This is a genomic window from Paraburkholderia sp. 32 (genome assembly GCF_050435345.1).
GTDB classification, from domain to species: Bacteria; Pseudomonadota; Gammaproteobacteria; order Burkholderiales; family Burkholderiaceae; genus Paraburkholderia; species Paraburkholderia tuberum.
The window spans coordinates 2,722,145-2,744,724 of record NZ_JBNDKD010000003.1 but is presented as its reverse complement, the minus strand read 5'-3'; the positions used below and the strand labels follow the sequence as shown (position 1 = coordinate 2,744,724).

At 66.3% G+C, this 22,580-nt stretch carries 23 protein-coding genes; 4 read left to right on the top strand and 19 right to left on the bottom strand.

What is annotated here, in order from left to right; translation table 11 throughout:
• Positions 1-17 precede the first annotated feature (17 nt).
• Positions 18-356 (bottom strand): P-II family nitrogen regulator, encoded by a 339-nt coding sequence (locus OKW26_RS35530; protein ID WP_013088261.1) that lies wholly within the window; start codon positions 354-356, stop codon positions 18-20.
• Positions 357-745: 389 nt separating this feature from the next.
• On the opposite strand from OKW26_RS35530, the gene OKW26_RS35525 reads away from it, so the two are divergent.
• Positions 746-1,000: an accessory factor UbiK family protein gene (locus tag OKW26_RS35525; RefSeq protein WP_026228952.1), complete on the top strand. Its 255-nt coding sequence runs from the start codon at positions 746-748 to the stop codon at positions 998-1,000.
• 120 nt (positions 1,001-1,120) lie between these two features.
• Positions 1,121-2,731 (top strand): YifB family Mg chelatase-like AAA ATPase, encoded by a 1,611-nt coding sequence (locus OKW26_RS35520; RefSeq protein WP_429356538.1) that lies wholly within the window; start codon positions 1,121-1,123, stop codon positions 2,729-2,731.
• Between the two features lie 333 nt (positions 2,732-3,064).
• Here OKW26_RS35520 and OKW26_RS35515 read toward each other — a convergent pair whose 3' ends face one another.
• Positions 3,065-3,748, bottom strand: a complete 684-nt coding sequence (locus OKW26_RS35515) for a hypothetical protein (protein WP_429357157.1) — start codon at positions 3,746-3,748, stop codon at positions 3,065-3,067.
• A gap of 205 nt (positions 3,749-3,953) precedes the next feature.
• Here OKW26_RS35515 and OKW26_RS35510 point away from each other — a divergent pair, with 205 nt between their 5' ends.
• Positions 3,954-4,490: a TlpA disulfide reductase family protein gene (locus tag OKW26_RS35510; RefSeq protein WP_429356537.1), complete on the top strand. Its 537-nt coding sequence runs from the start codon at positions 3,954-3,956 to the stop codon at positions 4,488-4,490.
• 60 nt (positions 4,491-4,550) lie between these two features.
• Here OKW26_RS35510 and OKW26_RS35505 read toward each other — a convergent pair whose 3' ends face one another.
• The 7 genes from OKW26_RS35505 to OKW26_RS35475 form a co-directional block, all read right to left on the bottom strand.
• The gene (locus OKW26_RS35505; protein ID WP_018419283.1) at positions 4,551-5,900 is read right to left on the bottom strand and encodes a sigma-54-dependent transcriptional regulator; all 1,350 of its coding nucleotides are present in this window, start codon (positions 5,898-5,900) and stop codon (positions 4,551-4,553) included.
• A 30-nt stretch (positions 5,901-5,930) separates the two neighbouring features.
• Positions 5,931-7,949 carry a sensor histidine kinase gene (locus OKW26_RS35500; RefSeq protein ID WP_429356536.1) on the bottom strand — a complete coding sequence of 673 codons (2,019 nt, stop codon included), beginning with the start codon at positions 7,947-7,949 and terminating at the stop codon, positions 5,931-5,933.
• 45 nt (positions 7,950-7,994) lie between these two features.
• Positions 7,995-9,275: a dicarboxylate/amino acid:cation symporter gene (locus tag OKW26_RS35495; RefSeq protein WP_184068582.1), complete on the bottom strand. Its 1,281-nt coding sequence runs from the start codon at positions 9,273-9,275 to the stop codon at positions 7,995-7,997.
• Positions 9,276-9,651: 376 nt separating this feature from the next.
• Complete coding sequence (gene ugpQ / locus OKW26_RS35490) at positions 9,652-10,404, bottom strand: glycerophosphodiester phosphodiesterase (RefSeq protein WP_429356535.1); 753 nt, start codon at positions 10,402-10,404, stop codon at positions 9,652-9,654.
• A gap of 111 nt (positions 10,405-10,515) precedes the next feature.
• On the bottom strand, positions 10,516-11,523 hold the full coding sequence (gene lipA, locus OKW26_RS35485; protein WP_018419279.1) for a lipoyl synthase: 1,008 nt from the start codon (positions 11,521-11,523) through the stop codon (positions 10,516-10,518).
• Between the two features lie 13 nt (positions 11,524-11,536).
• Positions 11,537-12,262 (bottom strand): lipoyl(octanoyl) transferase LipB, encoded by a 726-nt coding sequence (lipB, locus tag OKW26_RS35480; protein ID WP_429356534.1) that lies wholly within the window; start codon positions 12,260-12,262, stop codon positions 11,537-11,539.
• 119 nt (positions 12,263-12,381) lie between these two features.
• Positions 12,382-12,708 (bottom strand): DUF2917 domain-containing protein, encoded by a 327-nt coding sequence (locus OKW26_RS35475; RefSeq protein WP_429356533.1) that lies wholly within the window; start codon positions 12,706-12,708, stop codon positions 12,382-12,384.
• Between the two features lie 98 nt (positions 12,709-12,806).
• On the opposite strand from OKW26_RS35475, the gene OKW26_RS35470 reads away from it, so the two are divergent.
• Entirely contained in the window at positions 12,807-13,790 is a 984-nt protein-coding gene (locus OKW26_RS35470; RefSeq protein ID WP_429356532.1) for a transcriptional regulator GcvA, read from the top strand.
• A gap of 19 nt (positions 13,791-13,809) precedes the next feature.
• On the opposite strand, the gene OKW26_RS35465 is transcribed toward OKW26_RS35470, so the two are convergent.
• The 10 genes from OKW26_RS35465 to OKW26_RS35420 all read right to left on the bottom strand — a co-directional run bounded on the left by OKW26_RS35465 (position 13,810) and on the right by OKW26_RS35420 (position 22,543).
• Positions 13,810-14,079: a DUF493 family protein gene (locus OKW26_RS35465; protein ID WP_129960330.1), complete on the bottom strand. Its 270-nt coding sequence runs from the start codon at positions 14,077-14,079 to the stop codon at positions 13,810-13,812.
• Complete coding sequence (locus OKW26_RS35460) at positions 14,051-15,010, bottom strand: D-amino acid aminotransferase (protein WP_090802837.1); 960 nt, start codon at positions 15,008-15,010, stop codon at positions 14,051-14,053. Before OKW26_RS35460 ends, OKW26_RS35465 begins: the two co-directional genes overlap by 29 nt.
• Positions 15,011-15,023: 13 nt before the next feature.
• Entirely contained in the window at positions 15,024-16,253 is a 1,230-nt protein-coding gene (locus OKW26_RS35455; RefSeq protein WP_429356531.1) for a D-alanyl-D-alanine carboxypeptidase family protein, read from the bottom strand.
• Positions 16,254-16,574: 321 nt separating this feature from the next.
• Positions 16,575-17,219: an alpha/beta hydrolase gene (locus OKW26_RS35450; RefSeq protein WP_090802833.1), complete on the bottom strand. Its 645-nt coding sequence runs from the start codon at positions 17,217-17,219 to the stop codon at positions 16,575-16,577.
• Between the two features lie 26 nt (positions 17,220-17,245).
• Entirely contained in the window at positions 17,246-17,569 is a 324-nt protein-coding gene (locus OKW26_RS35445) for a (2Fe-2S) ferredoxin domain-containing protein (RefSeq protein ID WP_429356530.1), read from the bottom strand.
• 104 nt (positions 17,570-17,673) lie between these two features.
• On the bottom strand, positions 17,674-18,831 hold the full coding sequence (locus tag OKW26_RS35440) for a VanZ family protein (RefSeq protein WP_429356529.1): 1,158 nt from the start codon (positions 18,829-18,831) through the stop codon (positions 17,674-17,676).
• Positions 18,832-18,862: 31 nt separating this feature from the next.
• Positions 18,863-19,489, bottom strand: coding sequence for an ABC-type transport auxiliary lipoprotein family protein (locus OKW26_RS35435; protein WP_429356528.1), 627 nt, complete (start codon positions 19,487-19,489; stop codon positions 18,863-18,865).
• A 30-nt stretch (positions 19,490-19,519) separates the two neighbouring features.
• Complete coding sequence (locus OKW26_RS35430; protein ID WP_429356527.1) at positions 19,520-20,488, bottom strand: MlaD family protein; 969 nt, start codon at positions 20,486-20,488, stop codon at positions 19,520-19,522.
• A gap of 46 nt (positions 20,489-20,534) precedes the next feature.
• Complete coding sequence (locus OKW26_RS35425) at positions 20,535-21,413, bottom strand: ABC transporter ATP-binding protein (RefSeq protein WP_429356526.1); 879 nt, start codon at positions 21,411-21,413, stop codon at positions 20,535-20,537.
• Positions 21,410-22,543 (bottom strand): MlaE family ABC transporter permease, encoded by a 1,134-nt coding sequence (locus OKW26_RS35420; RefSeq protein ID WP_184062594.1) that lies wholly within the window; start codon positions 22,541-22,543, stop codon positions 21,410-21,412. The genes OKW26_RS35425 and OKW26_RS35420 overlap by 4 nt, the downstream gene beginning before the upstream one ends.
• Positions 22,544-22,580 lie beyond the last annotated feature (37 nt).

The following is a 22,580-nucleotide window of genomic DNA, read 5'->3' as shown; positions in this document are numbered from 1 at the left end:
CGCTATGTTCTGGTCTTTTACAGTGCGTCCGCGCCGGTCTCGCCGGTGCGGATCCGAACCACCTGCTCGATCGGCGTGACGAAGATCTTGCCGTCGCCGATCTTGCCGGTACGCGCGGCGCGCTCGAGCGCCTCGATCGCCTGATCGACGATGTCGTCGGATACCGCCGCTTCGATCTTCACCTTCGGCAGAAAGTCGACGACGTATTCGGCGCCCCGATACAGCTCGGTGTGGCCCTTCTGCCGTCCGAAGCCTTTGACTTCGGTCACCGTGATGCCCGACACGCCGATCGCCGACAGGGCTTCGCGCGCTTCATCCAGCTTGAACGGCTTGATGATTGCGGTAATGAGTTTCATGAAATCCTCGCTAGTTGTTGCTGATCCGTTATGCCCCGTGGCGTATCCGTGACGGCGGTCTCCTGCGCTACCGGGAAAAGCGCCCTGGCAGTGCGCGCGCGGGGCAGTAACAGCAACTCCTATGCCATGTTGTGTCGGAGCGCGCCTCGCGCGCGTGGCGCAGCGCGCCCGAGCGGCCTTGTCCGAACGGCCAGCGGCACGGCGGGCGGTGGCGCGGCGGGGGGATCGTTGCTAGAGTGTTCGAACGTTCTGAACGCGAGGGCGCGCACCAAACACGCTCACGCGGCCGCGGCAACCAATACGTCGCGCGCACCAGGATCGCCCGTTCGCCGTAACGGGGCACGGGCGCAATGAAACATGCACTTTTTTTGTGCACCAAGGGGAACACGATGAAACAACCGAACGACGTTTTTAACGACTTCCAGGCTCGCGTCAGCGATCTGTTCAAGAATTCGCCGGCCAAGGATGTCGAACGCAACGTCAAGGCAATGCTGTCGCAGGGCTTCTCGAAGCTCGATCTGGTCACGCGCGAGGAATTCGATACGCAGACCCAGGTGCTCGTGCGTACGCGCGCGCGCCTCGAAGAACTCGAGCGCCGCGTCGCCGAGCTCGAGCAGAAATTGCCGCTCACGCAGACGCCGTAAGCGCTGCTCGCAGCCTTCGCGCTGCGCAGTGCCGCCCATCACAGGCAAGCGGGCCGTGACGTCATCAGCGTTTTAGGGGATTTGCGCGCGATGTGAGCGCGCCGTCCGACGGGAGAGAATATGTCGCTTGCCGTGGTGCGCAGCCGCGCGCCGGCTGCTGGCCGTGCGCCCGAAGTGACCGTCGAGGTTCACCTCGCCAATGGGCTGCCGTCCTTTTCGATCGTCGGCCTGCCCGACCTGGAAGTGCGCGAGAGCCGTGAACGCGTGCGCGCGGCGCTGCAGAACTGCGGTTTCGATTTTCCAGTCCGCCGCATCACCGTCAACCTCGCGCCCGCCGATCTACCGAAAGAATCCGGTCGTTTCGATCTGCCGATCGCGCTCGGCATCCTCGCCGCAAGCGGGCAGATTCCCGTCGAATCGCTGCTCCATCGCGAGTTTGCCGGCGAGCTGTCGCTGACCGGCGCGCTGCGGGCGATGCGCGGCGCGTTCGCGATGGCCTGCGGCACCGCGCGCGGCGCTCTGGCGAACGCCGGCGACGCCGACGCTTCATCTGAAGCGCGTTCTGCGTTGCCCGCCCTCCTCGATCAACTAGCCGCACCGGCCTTCCATACCCCACAGCTTTACCTGCCGGCCGCGAGCGCGGCGGAAGCGGCGCTCGTGCCCGGCGTCGACGTGTTCGGCGCCGCCGATCTGCCGTCGCTATGCGCGCATCTCGCAGGCTCGCCGGACGCGCGTCTTCGTCCTGTCGCCGCGCCCGAGCTCAACGAGCACGCCGCTGCCGCGGCGCCGGACATGGCCGACGTGATTGGCCAGCGCGCCGCTCGGCGCGCCCTCGAAGTCGCGGCGGCCGGCGGCCATCACGTGCTGCTGATCGGACCGCCCGGCGCCGGCAAGTCGATGCTCGCGGCACGCCTGCCCAGCTTGCTGCCGCCCATGACCGACGACGAAGCGCTCGCCTCCGCCGCGCTACTGTCCGCGAGCCGCATCGGCTTCAAGCCGTCGCAGTGGCGCCAGCGGCCGTTTCGCGCGCCGCACCATTCGTCGAGCGCGGCGGCGCTGGTCGGCGGACGCAATCCGCCGCAGCCTGGCGAGATCACGCTCGCGCATCTGGGCGTGCTCTTTCTGGACGAGCTTCCCGAATTCGATCGCGTGGTGCTCGAAACGCTGCGCGAGCCGCTCGAAGCTGGCCGCATCACGATCTCGCGCGCCGCCTGGCAAGCGGATTTCCCCGCCGCCTGCCAACTGATCGCCGCAATGAACCCGTGCCCGTGCGGCTGGCGCGGCGATCCGGGCGGGCGCTGCCGCTGTACGCCTGAAGTTGCGGCGCGCTATTTGCGTAAATTGTCGGGACCGCTGCTCGACCGCATCGACATCCAGCTCGAAATTCCTGCACTGACCGCCACCGAACTCGCGGCACGCGCCGCCACCACCGGCGAAGCAAGCGTGGCGATCGCACAGCGCGTGAGCGCTGCGCGCGAGCGGCAACTGGCCCGGCAAGGCAAGACCAACCGCGAGCTGGACGGACGCGAAGTCGACGATGTATGCCGCCCGGACGCAGCGGGCGAGGCGCTGCTGCGCGAAGCCGGCGAGCGCTTTGGCTGGTCGGCGCGGGCGTACTACCGGGTGTTGAAGGTCGCGCGCACCGTCGCGGACCTGGCTGGCGCGGCGATGCCGAGCGCCGCGCAGGTCGCCGAGGCAATCCAATACCGCCGCGCTTTTGGCTCGTTATGAGGAGAAAAAACGACTGTCAAGAACTTGACTTATTCACACACGCGCGATCCTGTTAGATTTTGATACAACTCAAAAGCGCGCAGACGAGCATCTCACCAAGCCATTGATTTCACTGTATTTTTTTAAATTCCCTACGCCTGTGGATTTTGCCGGAAGGCCCGCCTGATGGGCTTTTGCGGCCATTGAGGCCGACTTCTCAACAGAGTTATCCACAGGCTGTGCGCGTAACTCAAAAATCTCAACGTAAACCGGCAATTAGCGTACAAACCTGCGAAGGAACTTTCACTGCATTCGGCACTCCGAGGTGCGCCCGACCGGCCAAAAATACCGCATTCAGTACAGCTGGAACGACGAAAAAAACTGGTCGACCTGGTCTTGCGGCAGCGGTTGATCGGCGATGATCGCCGCCTGGTACACGTGCCGGCCGCGCGCGACGAGCCGCGCATACACCGTGCGCGTCTCGTGTTTGGCGCCCGCCGCGCCGCTCACCATCATTTCCAGCCCCGGTATCTTGCCGCCCGCCGCCAGCGGGATTTGCGCTGGGTGAGCATCGGGCGTCGCGCCGACATTGCGCGCCAGTCCCGCGCGCAGGAAATCGAGTGCGGCACGCTGGGTCGCGTCGCTGTCGTCGGGCAGCATCACGGTGCCGACCGCAAAGACTGCATCGCCCGCTTCGGCGGTCTGCATTGCCATCTGCATCGGTGTGCCGCCGATCTGCACCGCGCGCTGATCGTTGTCCGGCTTGGCTGGGAAGTCGACCGTGTAGCCCTTGTCGTTGTTCATCACGGTGCGCCAGTCGAAGGTCGGTGAGCAGGCGCTGAGCGCGACGCCGAGCGCCAACGCGGCCGTCGCCGCGCCGATCACGGTTCGAGCGTGACCGGATCGCGTGAATGCGCGGAGAAATAGGCCCGCCGGTTGGAAGACGCCCGCACGGCGGGCGGACAATCGGCTGAGCAACGGAAAACGGCGAGAAACGCGGGCAACTAAAGAGCAGACGCGAAGAACGGTTCGGAGCATGGGACGGAAGATCGGGCTTCTCGGAGCGTAAAGCGCCATTATCCGCTGATCGACTGCCGGGCCGACGCGCGGAGCGCAGTCGTCCCGCCATTTCGGCGCAGCCGAACCCATTGGAGCTAGAATAGAAGAGTTGTTCAGTACCGGCCCGCGGGCCACCACACCGCCCCATTGTTCCGCGCCGCGCGCGACTCACGAGGTTCCGTCCATGAGTTCCAATTCACCGACCGCCGTCCGGCGCACGAACCCGCTTCGCTATCTGATTGCGGTGGCCATGGCCATTGCGCTCGCCGTCGCCGGTTACTTCGCGTTTGCCGGCCAGCAGCGCGTACCCGATGCGACCTTCACGCTGCTATCGGGACAGAAGCTGACGACAGCGGACCTCAAAGGCAAGGTTTATCTGGTCAACTTCTGGGCAACGAGTTGCGACACCTGCGTGAAGGAAATGCCGCAGATGGTCGAGACCTATAACCGCTTCAAGGGCCAGGGCCTCGAATTCGTCGCGGTGGCAATGAACTACGACGCGCCGATGTACGTGACCAATTACACGCAAACGCGTCAGCTGCCGTTCAAGGTCGCGATGGACGACGGGTCGGCCGCCAAGCGGTTCGGCAACGTGCAGCTCACGCCGACCACCTTCGTCGTCGATAAAGACGGCAAGATCCTGAAGCGCTATGTCGGCGAGCCGCAGTTCGCGGAACTCGACCAGTTGCTCGCGAAAGCGCTGAAGGCTGGCGCGGCTTAAGCCGGCGCAAGCAGATCCCCCACACGCCGGCGCAACCTCCCGCCGCCGGCGTCCGCCTCCTCACCGCTCCCCTTCCCCTTTGGCCGCAAGGCCATATCGCTTGATCTTCTCGTAGAGCGTCGCCTTGCCGAGCTGCAGCCGGTCCGCCGCGACCGCGACCACGCCGCCCGCCTGCTCCAACGCCTCGGCGATCATCGCGCGCTCGAACTGCTCGACACGCTCCTTCAGCGGATGGGTGGCCCCGCCGTCTTCGCCGAACGACAGCACCGGTTCGTCGGCGATGCCGAGCACGAAGCGGTCGGCCGCATTACGCAGCTCGCGCACGTTGCCCGGCCAGTCTCGCTGCATCAGACTCGCACGTTGGCGATCGGTGAGCATCGGCGCCGGCCGCTGATAACGGACGGCAGCATCGAGCAGGAAATGCTCGAACAGCGGCACGATGTCCTCGCGACGCTCGCTCAAAGGCGGCAGCGCGATCGTCACCACGTTGAGCCGGTACAGCAGATCGCGCCGGAACGAGCCATCCGCGACGTGCTCGGCCATGTCGCCTTTTGCAGCCGCGACCACGCGGCAATTGACGCGAATCGGCTGATTCGAGCCGAGCCGTTCCAGCACGCCGTCCTGCAGCACGCGCAGCAGCTTGACCTGCAGCGCGAGCGGCATGCTCTCGATCTCGTCGAGAAACAGCGTGCCGCCCGACGCATGTTCGAGCTTGCCGATCCGCCGTTTGGCCGCGCCGGTGAACGCGCCCGGCTCGTAGCCGAACATCTCCGATTCGAACATCGGCTCGGGCAGCGCGCCGCAGTTCACCGCGATGAACGGCTTGTCACGCCGCGGCGACAGCTCGTGCAGGCTGCGCGCGATCAGCTCCTTGCCCGCGCCGGTATCACCGTTGATCAGGACGGACGCATCGGTCGGCGCGACGTTGGCGATCAGCCGCCGCACCTGCTCGATCGCCGGACTGCGGCCGATGATGCGCGGCGCGACCGCGTTCTGCCCGGCCAGCTCACGGCGCAGCGCGAGGTTTTCGAGCACGAGCTTGCGGCGCTCCAGCGCGCGCCGCACGGTTTCGATCAGCCGCTCGGACGCGAACGGCTTTTCGATGAAGTCGTAGGCGCCGTCGCGCATCGCCTGCACGGCCATCGAGATATCGCCGTGGCCGGTGACCAGAATCACCGGCACGTCGGGCGCGCGCTCGTGGCACTGCGCGAGCAGGTCGAGACCGCTCGCGCCGGGCAGCCGGATATCGCTGACGATCACGCCGGAGAAGTCCGCGCTGATCAGCTTCGCCGCGGCCTCGACCGACGCATGGCCGACCACGTCGAAGCCCGCCAGTTGCAGGCTCTGCACGCTCGCGCGGCGCACCAGTTCGTCGTCTTCGATATACAGCACTTGCAGGCCGTCGTTCATTGCGTGTTCCGGGTGATGCTTCGGGTGAAATCAGGAGCCCGCGGTCAGCGGATCGTGCGAGGGGCTGGTCTGCACACGCGCACGACGCAGCGTCAACACGAATGATGCGCCACCGTGCGGCGCGTTGCGCGCGACGAGCGAGCCGCCGCAATCGCGCGCGATCGACGATGAAATCGCGAGGCCAAGGCCGAGCCCCTGGCCCATTTCCTTCGTCGTGAAAAACGGTTCGAACAGGTGCGGCAACACGTCGTCGGGAATGCCGGGGCCGTTGTCGCCGACCGCGATCGACAGGGTCGCGACGCCGGCCTCCACCTCGACCGTGATATGCGGCGGGTTCATGCCGGCGGTTGCGTCGAGCGCGTTGCCGAGCAGGTTGATCAGCACCTGTTCGAGCCGCAGATCGTCGCAATTCGCGACCAGCTCCGGATGATCGTCGGCGAGATTCAGCGGCGTGCGCGCGCCGCCTGCCGCAGCGGCGGCGTCGGTGTCGGTGTCGGCCGCGATATCGATCAGCACGAACTCGAGTTCGACGCCCTGCAGGCGCTTTTGCAGCAACGCGACGACGTTGCGCAGGGCCCGCACGATCGACGCGCGCGCGCTGCGCGGCCGCGCGCGGCCGACGAACAGCTTCAGCTGGTTCGTGATCTTGCCCATGCGCTCGGTGAGCGCCGCGATCGCTTCGAGATTCTCGCGCGCCGATGCCTGATCGCCGCGTTCGAGCAGCACGCGCGTGTTATCGGAAAAACTGCGCAGCGCGGCGAGCGGCTGGTTCAGCTCGTGCGTGATGCCGGCCGCCATCTGACCGAGCGCGGCCAGCTTGCTCGCCTGGATCAGTTCGTCTTGCGCGGCGCGCAGTTCCTGCTCGGCGCGTGTACGCTCGGCGACTTCCTTGTGCAACTGCTCGTTCGCCTCGGACAGATCGGCGGTGCGCTCGGCGACGCGCTGGTTCAGCTCGGCATAGGCCTTCTGCAGCAGCGCGCGGCTGCGCATCATTTCGCGCACACGCGCGCGCCGCATGCGCCAGTAGAACGCGAGCAGCACCAGCGATACATAGCCGAAGCCGGTGACGATGGTCGCCTTGCGCGCGTCGGCATCGACCGGATCGACCGGCGACATCGTGATCAGATGCCAGTCCGGCTCGCCCATGGCGTGACGTGACGCGAGGAAGCGCGGCGCGGAGCGCCCGCCGCCGATGCGCAGGATCTGCGCATTGCCTTCGAGTATGCGCTCGACCGTCACCGGTAGCGGCTCGATCGGCTGCTGCGCGTACTGGCGAGCCAGGTAGATCGAATCGGCGATCAGGCCGGGCAGCGGCCGAATCGTGTGGTACTTCCATGCCGGCACCGACGACAGGAAGATCACGCCATGATCGTCGGTGACGACGAGCGGCTCGGACGCGTCCACGCCCTGAAACCATTCGAGATCGAGCTTGACGACCGCCACACCGACGATCTTGCCGTCGCGCCGCACCGGCTGCGAGATGTAGTAGCCGGGCGCCTGCGAAATCGTGCCGATGCCGAAGAAGCGGCCGACGCCGCCTTTCATTGCATCGACGAAATACGGCCGGAACAGATAGCCCGCGCCGACGAAGCTGCCCGGCCCGCGCCAGTTGCTGGCGGCGATGCAGTACCCGTCGAGCGAAATGATGTAGGTGACCGTCGCGCGCGCGTGGCGGTTCAGGTCTTCGAGATAGAGATTCGCGCGCTTGACGTTGGCGGGATTCGGATCGATCAGTACGTCCTGCACGATCGGATGCTCGGCGAGCAGATACGGCAGCGATTCGTAGCGTTCGAGCGTGCTCTTGAGCGCGCTCGCGGTGCGCTCGGCGCGCACGGCGGCGTTGCGCCGCAGCGTGTCGACACCGCTTTTCCACGCAAGGCTGTAGGTGAGCCAGCATGCCGCCGCGAGCCCGGCCGCGAGCGCAAAGAGAATCAGCAGGCGGCGGGTCACGTTGGCAAAGTCCGATCGATGTGCATCGGACATTGTGGCATAGGGCGGCAAGGCGTCGCCGCCAGACGCCTCGAAAGGCCGCGCGGACGCCGGTTTCATGCTCAAGCGTCCGCGCTGGTCACGACAGGGTTGGCGAGGCGCGACTCAAACGCCGGCCGGCTCTTTGACCGCCACCTCGCCGCGCAGCACCTTGTTCAGCTTGCTGCGATCGAGCTCCTTTTCCCAGGCCGACACGACGACCGTCGCGACACCGTTGCCGACGATGTTCGTCAGCGCGCGGCACTCGCTCATGAACCGGTCGATGCCAAGGATCAGCACCATGCCCGACAGCGGAATCGTCGGCACCACCGCCAGCGTCGCCGCGAGCGTGATGAAGCCCGCCCCGGTCACGCCGCTCGCACCCTTCGAGGTCAGCATCGTCACCGCGAGCAGCGTCAGCTGCTGGCCCCACGTAAGGTCGGTGTTGGTCGCCTGAGCGATGAACAGCACCGCCATCGTCATGTAGATGTTGGTGCCGTCGAGGTTGAATGAGTAGCCGGTCGGCACCACGAGGCCCACCACCGAGCGCGAGCAGCCGAGTTTTTCGAGTTTCAGCATCAGCTGCGGCAGCGCGGCTTCGGACGAGCTCGTGCCGAGCACGATCAGCATCTCTTCCTTGATGTATGCGACGAAACGCAGGATGTTGAAGCCCACCGCCCGCGCGATCGCGCCGAGCACGACCACCACGAACACGATCGAGGTCAGATAGAACGTGCCGACCAGCTTGAGCATCGGCAGCAGCGAGCCGATGCCGTACTTGCCGATCGTAAAGGCCATCGCGCCGAACGCGCCGATCGGCGCGAGCTTCGTGATGATGCGCACCATGCCGAACAGGATGTGCGAGAGCCCTTCGATGAAGTTGGTCACCGGCTTGCCCTTCTCACCGGCCGTCGCGAGCACGGCGCCGAACAGCAGCGCGATCAGCAGGATCTGCAGGATCTCACCCTGCGCGAACGCCGACAACAGCGTGTCCGGAATGATGTGCATGAAGAAGTCGACCGTCGACTGGCCGTGCGCCTTCGCGGCATACGACGCAACCGCGCGGCCGTCGAGCGAGGCCGGATCGACGTTGAAGCCGGCGCCGGGTCGCAGCAGGTGCGTGGCGGCGAGGCCGAGCACCAGCGCGAAGGTCGAGACGATTTCGAAGTACAACAGCGCCTTGCCGCCGACGCGTCCAACCTTCTTCATGTCCTCCATGCCGGCGATGCCCGTCACGACCGTGCAGAAGATGATCGGCCCGATCACCATCTTGATCAGCTTGATGAAGCCATCGCCGAGCGGCTTCATGTCGATGGCGAGGTTCGGGTAGAAATGCCCGAGTACGATGCCGATGATGATCGCCACGATCACCTGGACGTACAGCACTTTATGGATAGGTTTCTTCACGATGGTTCCTGCGAGGGATATGAGCTGATGACCCGCCGCGAGGCGCGACACGCGAACGAAACGTCGTCGCGCGGGCGCACGTTAGCGGACCGCTGCAAAGACGACGAATTCAGAAATACCGGGAAGGGAAATCGGACATTTTGTCTCCTTGCTTTTTTGTCGGGCCGTGGCGGCCACGCGCTTTCTTTCGCAAGGTCGATGCCAGTTTGATTTCAGACTGGAAGCCTTGATTTTTATGGGTTTTCCGGCACAGCTCGGCGCGCGCCGTCCGGGTTTCCGGAAATCCGGACGAGCGCTGTCGGGGAATCCGGAATTCGGTGCGCGCGCGTTTGCGGGGAAACCCGCAGGGGTTTGTGCGGAGCTTGCGAGCGCAACGTCACGTCAACAGATCGATCCGGTCCGTGCAGATCATGTCGACGCCCCATTCTTCGAGCAACTGCGCGCGCGCCGGATCGTTCACCGTGTAGGCGAGCACGCGCAGCCCGGCCGCGCGGATCTGCGCGACCAGCGGTTTGCTCAGATAGCGGTGACTCGCGTGCAGCGAGACGCAGTCGAGTTCGCGCACGATGCGCAGCCAGTCCGCCGGCACCCGCTCGAACAGCATGCCGCGCGGCAGCGACGGCGCGGCATCGCGCGCGGCGGCGAGCGCGTCGAACGAAAACGACGACACCAGCGGCGGCGTCTGCCCTTGCCAAAGCTCGAGCGCGCCCTGGGCGACCAGTGCGCCGGTGATGACTTCGCGGCCCGGACACGGCTTGATCTCGATGTTCGCCGCGATGCCGTCGCGCGCGCAACGCTCGGCCGCGTCGGCCAGCGTCGGCAGCCGCGTGCCGGTGAACTGCGCGCCGCGCCACGCGCCGGCATCCAGAGCGGCGAGTTGCTGCCATGTGTGCGTGGCCGCCGGCCCGTGGCCGTTGGTCGTGCGATCGAGCGTGTCGTCATGTAGCAGGAACAGCGCGTTGTCGGCGGACAGCTTCGCGTCGAATTCGACCATGCGATAGCCGTAGCGCACGCAGGCGTCGAAACCGGCCAGGGTGTTTTCCGGCGCAAGCGTACCGCCACAGCGGTGCGCGATCAGCCGCGAATAAGGCCATTGTGCGGAGGTCCCGCGATCCATCGGGGTTGCCACGTGTCGTTTCCTTGCTGATAGAAGAGCGGTCTATGAAAAAAGCCCGCACATCGGCGGGCTTTTCGTTTCTGCGGGCGTGAAGCGAGGCAACAGCGGCGAGGCGCCAGCGCGTCAGACCACGCCGGCTCCATGCGCCTGCACGTCGGCGTGATAGCTCGAACGAACCATCGCGCCCACCGCGGCGTGCGTGAAGCCCATCTTGTACGCCTCTTCCTCGTACATCTTGAAGGTGTCCGGATGCACGTAAGCGCGGACCGGCAGATGGTGCTCCGACGGCTGCAGGTACTGGCCGATCGTCAGCATGTCGACGTCGTGCTCGCGCAGATCGCGCATCACTTGCAGGATTTCCTCTTCGGTTTCGCCGAGGCCGACCATCAGGCCGGACTTGGTCGCGACGTGCGGATGCAGCGCCTTGAAGTCCTTCAGCAGCTTCAGCGAATGCGCGTAATCCGACCCCGGGCGCGCTTCCTTGTACAGACGCGGCACCGTTTCGAGGTTGTGGTTCATCACGTCGGGCGGCGCCGCATTCAGGATGCCGAGCGCGCGGTCGAGGCGGCCACGGAAGTCCGGCGTCAGGATTTCGATACGCGTTTGCGGCGACAGCTCGCGCGTCTGACGGATACATTCGACGAAGTGCGCCGCGCCACCGTCGCGCAGATCATCACGGTCGACGCTGGTGATCACGACGTACTTCAACTTCAGCGCAGCGATGGTGCGCGCGAGGTTGGCCGGTTCGTCGGCGTCGAGCGGATCGGGACGGCCGTGGCCGACGTCGCAGAACGGGCAGCGACGCGTGCACTTGTCGCCCATGATCATGAAGGTCGCGGTGCCCTTGCCGAAACATTCGCCGATGTTCGGGCAGCTCGCCTCTTCACACACCGTGTGAAGATTGTGCTCGCGCAGGATCTGCTTGATCTCGTAGAAGCGCGAATTGCCGGTGGCCGCCTTCACGCGGATCCAGTCCGGCTTCTTCAGCTTTTCGATCGGAACGACCTTGATCGGGATGCGCGCGGTCTTGGCTTGCGCTTTCTGCTTCGCGGTGGCGTCGTAGGCGGCGGGGGCCGGCACGCCTTCGGGCGCGGGGGTGGCTGCTGCGGAATTCGCGGTTACGTCAGTCATTCGTTCGATCCAGTCAGGCGGTGAGCGCACCGGCCTGCGGTTGGGCGACGGCCGCGGGATTGCCGTCGAGGTTTGCGGTGAGACTTGCTGCGAGGGTACGGGCCACGTCGTCCCAGCCGGCGGCGATGCCGAGCGTCGCCATGTCGACTGTTTCGAGCCCCGCGTAGCCGCATGGATTGATCGCGAGAAACGGCCGCAGGTCCATGTTCACGTTCAGACTCACGCCGTGATAGCTGCAGCCGTTGCGGATTTTCAGGCCAAGCGCCGCGATCTTGGCGCCGGCATGGAGCCCGGCGTCGGGCCCAGGCGCCACGTAGATGCCGGGGGCGCCCGCCTTGCGTTCTCCGGCGAGATTATACGCCGCGAGGGTGTCGATCACGGCCTGCTCGATCCGGGTGACCAGCTCGCGCACCATCAGCTTGCGCCGACGCAGGTCGAGCAGCAGATAGGCGACCACCTGGCCGGGCCCGTGATACGTGATCTGCCCGCCGCGGTCGACCTTGACGAGCGGAATGTTGCTGTCTGCCGCGAGCAGGTGCGCCGGATCGCCGGCCTGGCCGAGCGTGAAGACGGGTGGATGTTCGACGAGCCAGATTTCGTCGGCGGTGTCGGCGGTGCGGGCGTCGGTGAAGGCGCGCATCGCGTCGAAACTGGCTTCGTAGGGTTCGCGGCCGAGCCAGCGCAGCATGAGCGGCTCGATGGCAGGTAGCGGAGACGGAGAGACCGGGGTGGCGCACATGATTCCGGGAGTTTACCGAAATCTCGGAAACCGCGCCCGCGGCCACCGGGAACCTGCACAGCCGGGGCCGGTACGCTGCCGGCCCCGGCGTCATGCACGGCTTTTGCGCCGCGCCACCGTCAAACGGTGCGCCAGCCGCCGCGCACACGCATCATCCAGCGCTCGCCGATGCGAGCGAGCCAGTTCAGCGCGCGCTCGTCGCAGCGCGTCGGCACCAAGAACGTAACCTTCGCGAACGTGGCGCCCTCGGCGCTGAGCCAGAGCCGCTCGCCGCGCCGCAGATGCAGCGTCTGCCCAGGCTGCAGCCAGTAGTCCTTTGTGTCGTCGCTGCGCGTGACCCACACTGCGCCGCCATGCACGCGCAACTTCGTGCTGCGCGCAACCTTCAGCGGCAGCGTGTCGCCAGTGCGGATTTCATATGCAATACTAGAGGAAATTTCTCGCATGAGGCCCTCGCCAAAAATCGTTTCATGACTAGAATCCTATGTGCAGCAAGGACCTGGTCAAAACGATCAATTTTCACGTCTATGTGAGAAATATTGCGATGGACCTGCGTCAACTCCCCGCCCTGAACGCGATCAAGGCGTTCGAAGCCGCCGCCCGCCACGAAAGCTTTTCGCGCGCCGCCGACGAATTGTTCGTCACGCACGGCGCGGTCAGCCACCAGATCCGCGCGCTCGAGGCCGAGCTCGGCGTGTCGCTGTTCGCGCGCGACGGCAAGCGCGTGCGCCTCACCGAAACCGGCCGTCGCTACGCCACCCAGGTGCGCACCGCGTTGATGGAGCTCGCCGACGCGACTCGCGCGATCCGTGCCGGCGACCGCGAGCGGCGCCTCGTGATATCGATGCTGTCGTCGTTCGCGGCCCGCTGGGTGACGCCGCGCATCGGCAGCTTTATCGAGGCAAATCCGCAGTGGGATCTCGAGTTGCTGACCACCAATGCGCTGACGGACTTCGCGCGCGACGACGTCGACGTCGCGATCCGTTTCGGCTTCGGCAAATATCCGGGGCTGCACGCCGAGCTGCTGCTCGACGAGATTTTCTTCCCCGCCTGCTCGCCCAACTTCAACGGCGGCAAGCTGCCGCAAACCCCGGCCGATCTCGCCAAAGTCCCGCTGCTGCGCTCCGACGACGAGCTATGGCGCCCATGGTTCGACGCCGCCGGCCTCACCGACTGGCCGGAGCCGAAGCGCGGCGTGCTGTATCAGGATTCGTCGAATCTGTTGCAGGCGGCCGTCGACGGCCAGGGGGTCGCGCTGACGCGCCGCTCGCTCGCGATGCACGAAATCGCGGCGGGCCGGCTCGTGCGGCTCTTTGATGTGGATGGGCCGAGCCCGTGGCAATACTATTTGGTCTGCCTGCCGCAGACGCTGGGGACCGCGCGGGTCAAGGCGTTTCGCGACTGGTTGTTCGACGAGGTGGCGCGCTTCAGGCTGCTGTTCGATCTCGCCTGCGAGGCGGGTCCCGCGGCGAGCGCGCGCCTGGCGGCGCAGGGAGTGACGGCGGACGCGTTGCGCGTCGCGCCGTAAGGTGAAAAACCGCGCGGTGTTACAGCACGACCTTGACCATCGGATGGCCGGTCAGCGCGCGATAGATGTCGTCGAGATGCGCGCGGCTCGTCGCCCGCACGTGGACGGTCAGCCCCGTGTAGGTGCCGCTGCTCGACGGCCGCGTCTCGACGCGCGACGCATCGACCTCGCTATCGAACACGCGCACCACTTCGACGATCGTCGCGGCAAACTCGGGGTGCGATTTGCCCATGATCTTGATCGGGAAATCGCAGGGGAATTCAAACAGTGAGTCGTTCTCGGGATTCATTCTCTACTCCTTCTTCCGCCGCGGCGGCTTCAGCCGCCTTGGCTCGCTGATACGCCGCATACAGCTCCGCAAACACCGCGCCCGGGCGGCCCGCGCCGACCGGCGCGCCATCGAGCCGCGTGACCGGCAGCACTTCCTTGGTCGCCGAGCTGACGATGATTTCATCGGCCGCGCGCACTTCAGCTTCGGTGATGTCGCGCGCTTCGAAGCGGATACCGCATTCGGCCGTCAGCTCCTCGATGAGCCCATAGCGGATCCCTTCGAGAATCCTGTTGCTGCGCGGCGGCGCGGCCAGCACGCCATCCTTCACGATCCACACGTTCGACGACGACCCTTCGGTCAGCAAACCATCGCGGAACTGCAGCGTCTCGAAGGCGTCGTTTTCGGCCGCGTATTGCGCCATCAGCACGTTGCCGAGCAGCGACACCGACTTGATGTCGCAATTGAGCCAGCGACGATCCTCGGCGCTCACGCACGGGACACCGCTTGCGCGCTGCGCGGCGGCGGGCAGGTTCAGCGCGGTGACCATCACGAACACGGTCGGCTTCACGCCGGCCGGAAATGCGTGAGCGCGCTTCGCCACGCCACGCGTGACCTGGATGTATGCGATCGCGTCCTGATCGGCACGCAAGCCGCCGTCCGTTTCGTTGGCCTCGGCCACGCGTCCGATCAGCTCGCGCCAGCCAGCGTCGTCGAGCGGATTGGCGATGCCGATCTTGCCGACCGAGCGCGCGAGACGCGCCAGATGCTGCTTCAGACGAAACGCGGTGCGCCGTCCGCTCGCGTGCGCGTACAACGGCGCCACTTCGTAAATGCCGTCGCCGAAAATGAAGCCGCGGTCGAGCACCGGCACGCGCGCTTCGGACAACGGCACCAGTTCGCCGTTCAGATGAACGATCGGGTCCGGCGAAACCTCGGAGACAACGGTCATTGCGACGTAGCCCTTACTTTTTCTTGTTGAACATCAGCATCAGCGAATCCCACACGCGGCCCACCACACCGGCTTGCTGCACGGGCTGCAGCGCGACCACCGGGAATTGCGCGAGCACCTTGCCGTCGGCGACGAGCTTGGCGGTGCCGATCTGCTGGCCGTTGGCGATCGGCGCGACGAGCGGATCGTTGAGTTCGATCTGCGGCTTCGCCTTGTCGGCGGCGCCCTTCGGCAGCGTGATGTACTGGTCGCTTTTCACGCCGACCTGCACGCTGTCCTGCGAACCCTTGTAGACGCGCGGCGTGGCCACGACCTGGTTCGCCTTGTACAGACGCGTCGTGTCGTAGGCGGTGTAGCCGTAGTTCAGCATCTTCAGGCTGTCCTGCACGCGGTCGTGCTCCTTGGTCTCGCCCATCATCACCGAGACGAGACGGCGCGACGCGTCGGTCGTGCCGGGCAGCGGACGCTTCGCGCTCGCGATCAGGCAGTAGCCGGCCGCTTGCGTGTGACCGGTCTTCAGACCGTCGACGGTCGGGTCGATCCACAGCAGACGGTTGCGGTTCGGCTGCTTGATCTTGTTGTACGTGAATTCCTTGACCGAGAAGATGTTGTAGTACTCGGGATAGTCGCGAATCAGGCGGGCCGACAGGATCGCGAGATCGCCCGCCGTGGTGTAGTGCTGCGGGTCGGGCATGCCGTTCACGTCGGCGAAATGCGTGTGCGTCATGCCGAGCTTTTGCGCCTCCTTGTTCATCATGTCGACGAACTGCGCCTCGCTGCCGCCCACCAGTTCGGCGAGCGCAATTGCCGCATCGTTGCCCGACTGCACGATCATGCCGTACACGAGGTCGTGCACGGTCACCGGCTTGAGCGCCTCGATGAACATGCGCGATTCGTCGTTGCGCACGCGCCGCACGGCTTCGCTCGGCTCGATGCTCTGATCCATCGTGATCTTCTTCGTGTCGAGCGCCTCGAACACGAGATACGCGGTCATCAGCTTGGTCAACGACGCCGGCTCGACGCGCTCGTCGGCATTGGCGGACGCGAGCACCTGGTTGCTGGTCGCGTCGACGAGCACCCACGAGCGCGCGTTGACGCCCGGCGGCGGCACCTGCGCGAACGCGGTGCTGGCGACGAGCGTGGCCGGCAGCACGAGGCCGACGGCGATGGCGCGATTGAGCGAAGCGGGAACGAAAGAAGCGAGTGACGGGAATGCCGTGCGGCCAGAGGAGGAGAAACGCATAGGGTCGATTCGTGCAGAAAAATTCGTTGCGCGACAGCGCGCGGAGTTGGGGGAGCCGGTCGGCGGGGCATCTGGCCGTAAAACGGCGGGCGCCCGTTGGACTGATGGCGACGCAATCGGTTCGCGAGCGCAGCGCTGCGCACCCGGCCGCGCCCTCCCGCGAAATGATTCCGCGGCGCGCGATTCTGCCGGCTGGGCGGCGCTGTGCCCAAAAAAAGAGCGCCCATTATACGCGCGCTACCTGGTCAGCTTCGCGCGCGTGTCGTCGATTTGCACACGTTTGCGCGCACCTGTCCCCCGCAAAATGCGCGTCGCGCGTTTTCAGCGCCAGGCGTCGACGATGATCCGCTTCAGGATGTGAAGCTTGCGATGCAAAAAGTGCTCGGCGCCCGGAATCACGACGACCGGCAGTTCCTGCGGCCGCGCCCAGTCGAACACGGACTGGACGGGGACGGTCTCGTCGACTTCGCCGTGGATCACGAGTGTGCTTTCGGGCACGGGTGCGACGTCCCAGCGGCTCGCCGCGGTACCGACGAACACGATGCGCTCGATTTCCCGGCCTTCATCGCGCAGCTTCGCCGCGACGTGCGACAGCACCACGGTGCCGAACGAAAAGCCCGCCAATACGAGCGGCAGATCGCCGTAGTCCGGATCTGCGCGCATGTGCTCGAGCACCGCGCGCAGATCGTCGCGCTCGCCGACGCCCGCGTCGTGCTCGCCCTGGGTCTGGCCGACGCCGCGGAAATTCGACCGGTAAGTGACGTAGTTCAGCTGCACGAGCGTGCGCGCGAGGGTCTGCGCGACCTTGTTGTCCATCGTGCCGCCAAACAGCGGATGCGGATGCGCGACGAGCGCGATGCCGCGTGGCGCGGCGCCTTTTTCGCGCACGCCGTCGGGCAGGTCCAGCGCGACCTCGATCTTGCCGACCGGGCCGTCGATCAGATACTTCTTCGTGTTGACGTTCATCGGGATGGATCGTTTTGTGGTTCGCGTTATTGATCGATCTTCAGACGCTCGACGATCTTGCCGTTCGCAAGATGCGATTCGACGATCTCGTCGATGTCGCTCTCGTCGACGTAGGTGTACCAGACCGCCTCGGGATACACGACGAGCGTCGGGCCCAGTTCGCAGCGATCGAGGCAGCCGGCCTTGTTGATGCGCACCTGGCCGGGCCCGGCGAGGCCGAGTTGCTTCACGCGTTGTTTCGCGTATTCCTGCATCGCCTGTGCGTTGCAGTTCGCGCAGCTCGGACGCTCGGCGCCGGGGTCGCGTTGATTCAGACAGAAGAAAACGTGGTGCTTGTAGAAGGAATTCATGATGTTCGGGAGGCGAGCCTGAAAGGAAGTGCAATGGCGGTGCGGACGATTATAGCGACCGGGCTGTGCAGGCGTCGGGACCTGGCGGCCGGCGCGCAAGCACGTCACGCCCGCCTCGCGCGCCGCTTGAGCCACGCCCGCTCGACCGCGAACGCGAGCCACACCAGCGCCGCATAGGGCCATATCCATGCGAGCCAGCGCGCGAGCCCGTTGAAATGCAGATAGCGTCCCTGCCGCCAGTCGGCGAGCACGGCGTCGAAATACGGGTTCACCGGCAGCAGATTGACGAACACGAGTGCGACGACCAGCGCGACCCCGGCGAGCGTCGCACGCAACCGCCGCCGCAGCGGCAGCGCGACGAGCGCCGCGACGGTGCCGCACACGAGTCCGATTAGCGCGCCGGGCGTCGCCCAGTCGAACGCGAGGCCCGATTGCGATTGCAGGAACGTCGCGCCGGCCTTCACGCACAAGGTCGCGACGATGAACACGCACAGCAGGCGCACGCGTGGCGCATCACGGCGCGCCGGCAGCGACGCAAGCGCGAGCGCCGCGAACAGGTTTAGCGCCGTGATCAGCGCTTCCCATGTGTCGTCGTCCAGCCACGCGGCGGCCGCCGCCGGCCATGCGCCGACATGCCACGCGGACGGCGTCCACGCGAGCAGCGCGTCCTGGGTGGCCGGATCGACGCTCAGCCACAGCGCGCGCGGCCAGTTGCCGAGACCGAACAGACGCGGCGACGGATACATCGTCGCAAACGGCCACGCGGCGACGAGGCACGCGAGCGTCGCATGGCCGCGCTCGAACCACAGCAACCGCAAACGCCTGAGCAGGCCGCGGTCGAGCAGCGCGCCGGTCAACGGCGACATCACCGCCGCGCCGACGAGCGCGCCCAGCGTGTTGGCGGCGAGATCGAGATTGGAGGCGACGCGTGTCGGCAGATAGGTCTGCACGGCTTCCATCGTGCCTGACAGCAGACCGCCCAACACGAACGCGAGCGCGACGGCCAGCGTGCCGCGCCAACGCGGGTACACCGCGAGCACCACCAGCGCGCCGAACGGCATATAGCCGAGCACGTTGGTGACGACGTCGAACGCCGTCAGGTACTGCGGCATCGGATCGAACAGATAGGCGAACGGCGTGATGCCGAGCGAGCGCCAGCCCGAGAACGGATACCACGACCCGTAGACGATCAGCGCCGTGTAAAGCAGCAGCGCCTGACGGGCCAGCGTCGACGGGCGGCGCAGCCAGGGACGTTCGCTCATGCAGCGCTCCGTTGCGTGCGCTGCCCGCCCGTCATTGCGCGGCGACCAGCGCCTGCGAGCCGAGCCACGTGGTGATCTGCGCGACGAGGTCGTCGCTGGCCGCGGCGAGCGCCCGCGCGCCGCCGGCCGCATCCGCCGAATGCGCGGGCGCGTGCGCGACGAAGGTCTGCTGGCCGATCACCTTGCCGCCCTGCATCAGCGTCGCGCGCGCGGTGATCGCGCCGTGGCTGTCCGTCTGGCTGTCGAACACCTGCTCGAACTCGGTCAGATCGACCCGCAGCACCGGCGCGCTCACGCCGTCCGCGCCCGTCAGCACGGTGCCGCGCTCGCTCAGCGTGTTGCGCAGGCGCTGCGTCAGCAGTTGCGACGGCATCATCGTCCAGTGGCTGTTGGCGTAGGCGGCCGTCTGCTGCGCGTCGGCGTAGCTCAGCCGATATGTCAGCCGGTCGGATTCGAGCACGGACGGCGCGCTGACCTCCAGCACCTTGACGGCCGGCAGCCGGCTCGCCGCGGCGGCCTGCGGCGGTGGTCCGAAGTCGTAGCGGACATCCGACACCACCGCGGACGTGCCCGCGCAGCCCGCCGCCAGCACGCCGAACGCAAGCAGCGCCGCGAGCGCGGCGCGCGCGGACAACAGTCGGTGAATCGAGCGTGACATGAGCATCTTCCTCTGTTCTAGCCTGCGGATTTAGTGAGCTGCGGGCGCGGCGGTTGCGGGCCACGCGAAGCCGGCCTCGCCCGGACCCGGCGCCGGGCGCGGCGCGCCGAACAGCACGCTGCGCGGATTGGTGTTGAAGGTGTCGGCGGCGCGGTCGATCGATTGCGCCGCCGCGCGCACGTCCTCGGTCAGCGAATTGACGCGCGGCAGCGTCTCGTAGCCGACCCGGGCGGACAGGTCCTGCAGCGACATGTTCATCTGCGCGAGCGCATCGCCCGCCTGCTGCGCGGCCGTGCCGACCTTGTCCAGATTGCGCTCGAGGGGCCCGTCCGGACGGTTCAGGCCGGTGATCATCTGGTTGGTCGACGCGAGCGTGCGGTTCAGCTGGTCGACCGTGCCGGGCAGCTTGCTGGCGACCGGCGCCATCTCACGAGTCAGCGTCGCGACGCCCGAGGCCGCCTGCGCGATGCTCGCCGCCGTGTCGTGCAGTTGCGCGACCATTTCCGGCGACAGCATGTCGTTCACGTTGTCGGTGACTTTTTCGAGCTTGCGCAGCAGCACCTCGCCGCGTCGCTGCAACTGGTCGAACAGACCCGGGCGCATCGGCAATTGCGCGACCTTTTGGGCCGACGACGGCAGCGGCGTCAGATCGCGCCCGGTATCGTCGAGCTGGATGAACGCGATGCCGGTCACGCCCTGCAAGCCGAGGCTGCCGAACGTCGAATGCGTGATCGGCGCGTGCTCGTCGACCATGATGCGGATCAGGATCTGCCCCGGATGTGTCGGATCGAACTTGATCGACTGCACACGGCCGACGTCGAGCCCGCGAAAGCGCACCGCCGCGTCAGCAAAGAGGCCGTTCACGCTGGTGCGCGCGATCAGGTCGTACGGCACCCGCACGGTGCGGTCGACGTTGAACAGATACGCCGCCAGCGCGATCGCCGCCGTCAGCACGACCGTGAAGAGCCCGGCCCAGAACGCATGCGCTTTATTTTCCATTGTCAGTTTCCCTGGTTCATAGCGGCCTGGTTCATGGCGGCCGGCCTCACAGCGGCAACTCGGACGACGCCGGCTCGAGCGCCGCCTGCGGCAGCTTCGCGCGGCGCTCCGGCGGCAGCGCCTGCAGCGCGCGTCGCCCGCGCAGGCCGAGGAAATATTCGTGGATGAACGGATGGTCGACGCCCGCGGCCTCCTCGACCGGCGCGTTGACGAGCACTTTGCGATCGGCCAGCACGGCCACGCGGGTCGACAGTGCGACCATCGTATCGAGATCGTGCGTGATCATCACGACCGTCAGACCGAGCGCGCGATGCAGCCCCGAGATCAGCTCGACGAATTCGTCGGACGCCTCCGGGTCGAGGCCGGCGGTCGGTTCGTCGAGGAACAGCAGTTCGGGTTCGAGCGCGATCGCGCGCGCGATGCCAACCCGCTTGATCATGCCGCCCGACAGCGCCGATGGCATCTTCGACGCGTGCTTGCACGGCAGCCCGACCATTTCGAGCTTCAGCATCACGATGTCGCGCAGCAGGTCTTCGGGCACCTTGCCGAGCTCGCGCACCGGTTGCGCGACGTTGTCGAACACCGACAGCGACGAGAACAGCGCGCCGCGCTGGAACAGCATGCCAGAGCGGCTGCGCATCAGCAGCGCGGTGTCGGGCGAGATCGTTGCGAGGTCTTCGCCGAACAGCTTGATCGTGCCTCTCGACGGGCGCTCGAGGCCGAGAATCTGCCGCACCAGCGTGGTCTTGCCCGAACCCGAGCCGCCGACGACAGACACGATCTCGCCGCGCCGCACGTCGAGGCTCAGATGCTGATGCACGATGTTGCGGCCGTAGCGCTTGGTGATGTCGATCACCTCGATCACCGGCTCGGCGATCGACGGTACGGGTTGGCCGCGTACGGCTTCGGTGAGTGGCGCGATCATCCTAGCCCCACGTTTTGAAAGAGGATCGCGAACACCGCGTCCGCGAGAATCACGATGGTGATCGACGTGACCACCGAGGTCGTCGTGCCTTCGCCGAGACTCTGCGAATTGGCTTTGATACGGAAGCCGAAATGACAGCCGGCGATCGCGATCAGCATGCCGAATACCGCGCCCTTGCCAAGCCCGATCCACAGGTTCGCGATCGGCACGACGTTCGGCAGCTGGCGCGCGAAGAAGCTCATGTCGATGCCGAGCACGAGCTTCGCGGCGAGCGCGCCGCCCGTCAACGAGATCACGTTGGTCCACATCACGAGCAGCGGCATCGCGACGGCCAGTGCGATCACGCGCGGCAGGATCAGCCGCAGGCCGTGCGGGATGCCCATTACGCGCATCGCGTCGAGCTCCTCGGTCACGCGCATCACGCCGATCTGCGCGGTGATCGCCGAGCCCGAGCGGCCCGCCACCAGAATCGCCGACAGCACCGGGCCGAGTTCGCGAATCACCGCGAGGCCGAGAATATTGACGATGAACTGGTTCGCGCCAAACATGCGCAATTGCTGTGCCGACAGATAGCTCAACACGATGCCGATCAGGAACGCGACCAGCGCGGTGATCGGCAGCGCGCGAGCGCCGGCGTTATAGATGTTCGCGGAGATTTCGGTCCACGGCGTGAGTTTCGGCTTGCGCGCGATCGCGAGCAGATCGAGCACGAAGCGCCCGAGCATCGCGACGCCGCCCTGCAGGTGCTCGACGAACGAGAAGAGCCCGAGGCCGAGACGCGTAAAGGGATCGAGGCGCGTGACCGGCTCGGCGCTCTCGCGCACCGTGTCGAGCAGCGCGATGCGCTCGAAGATGTCGCGCTGCGTGTCCGTGAGCGCGGTGCCCGGCGGCATCTTGCGGCCCCACACGCGCCACAGCGCCTGGCCGCCGACGTGGTCCATCCTGTCGACGCGCGACAGGTCCCACTCGCCGATGCCCTGCGCGCCGGTCAGCGAACGCAGTTGCGGAATCACGTGCCCGGTGTCGCGATCGCGCGCGAGCGCGAGCGCCGTCCACTGGCCCGAGAGACGGACGATCTTGCCTTGGCTGCCGGCCGCGACTTCAAGGCCGGGCGGAGTGTCGTTGTTCAAGGATCGCGTGAATCTGGTTATCGGATTAGCGGCCATT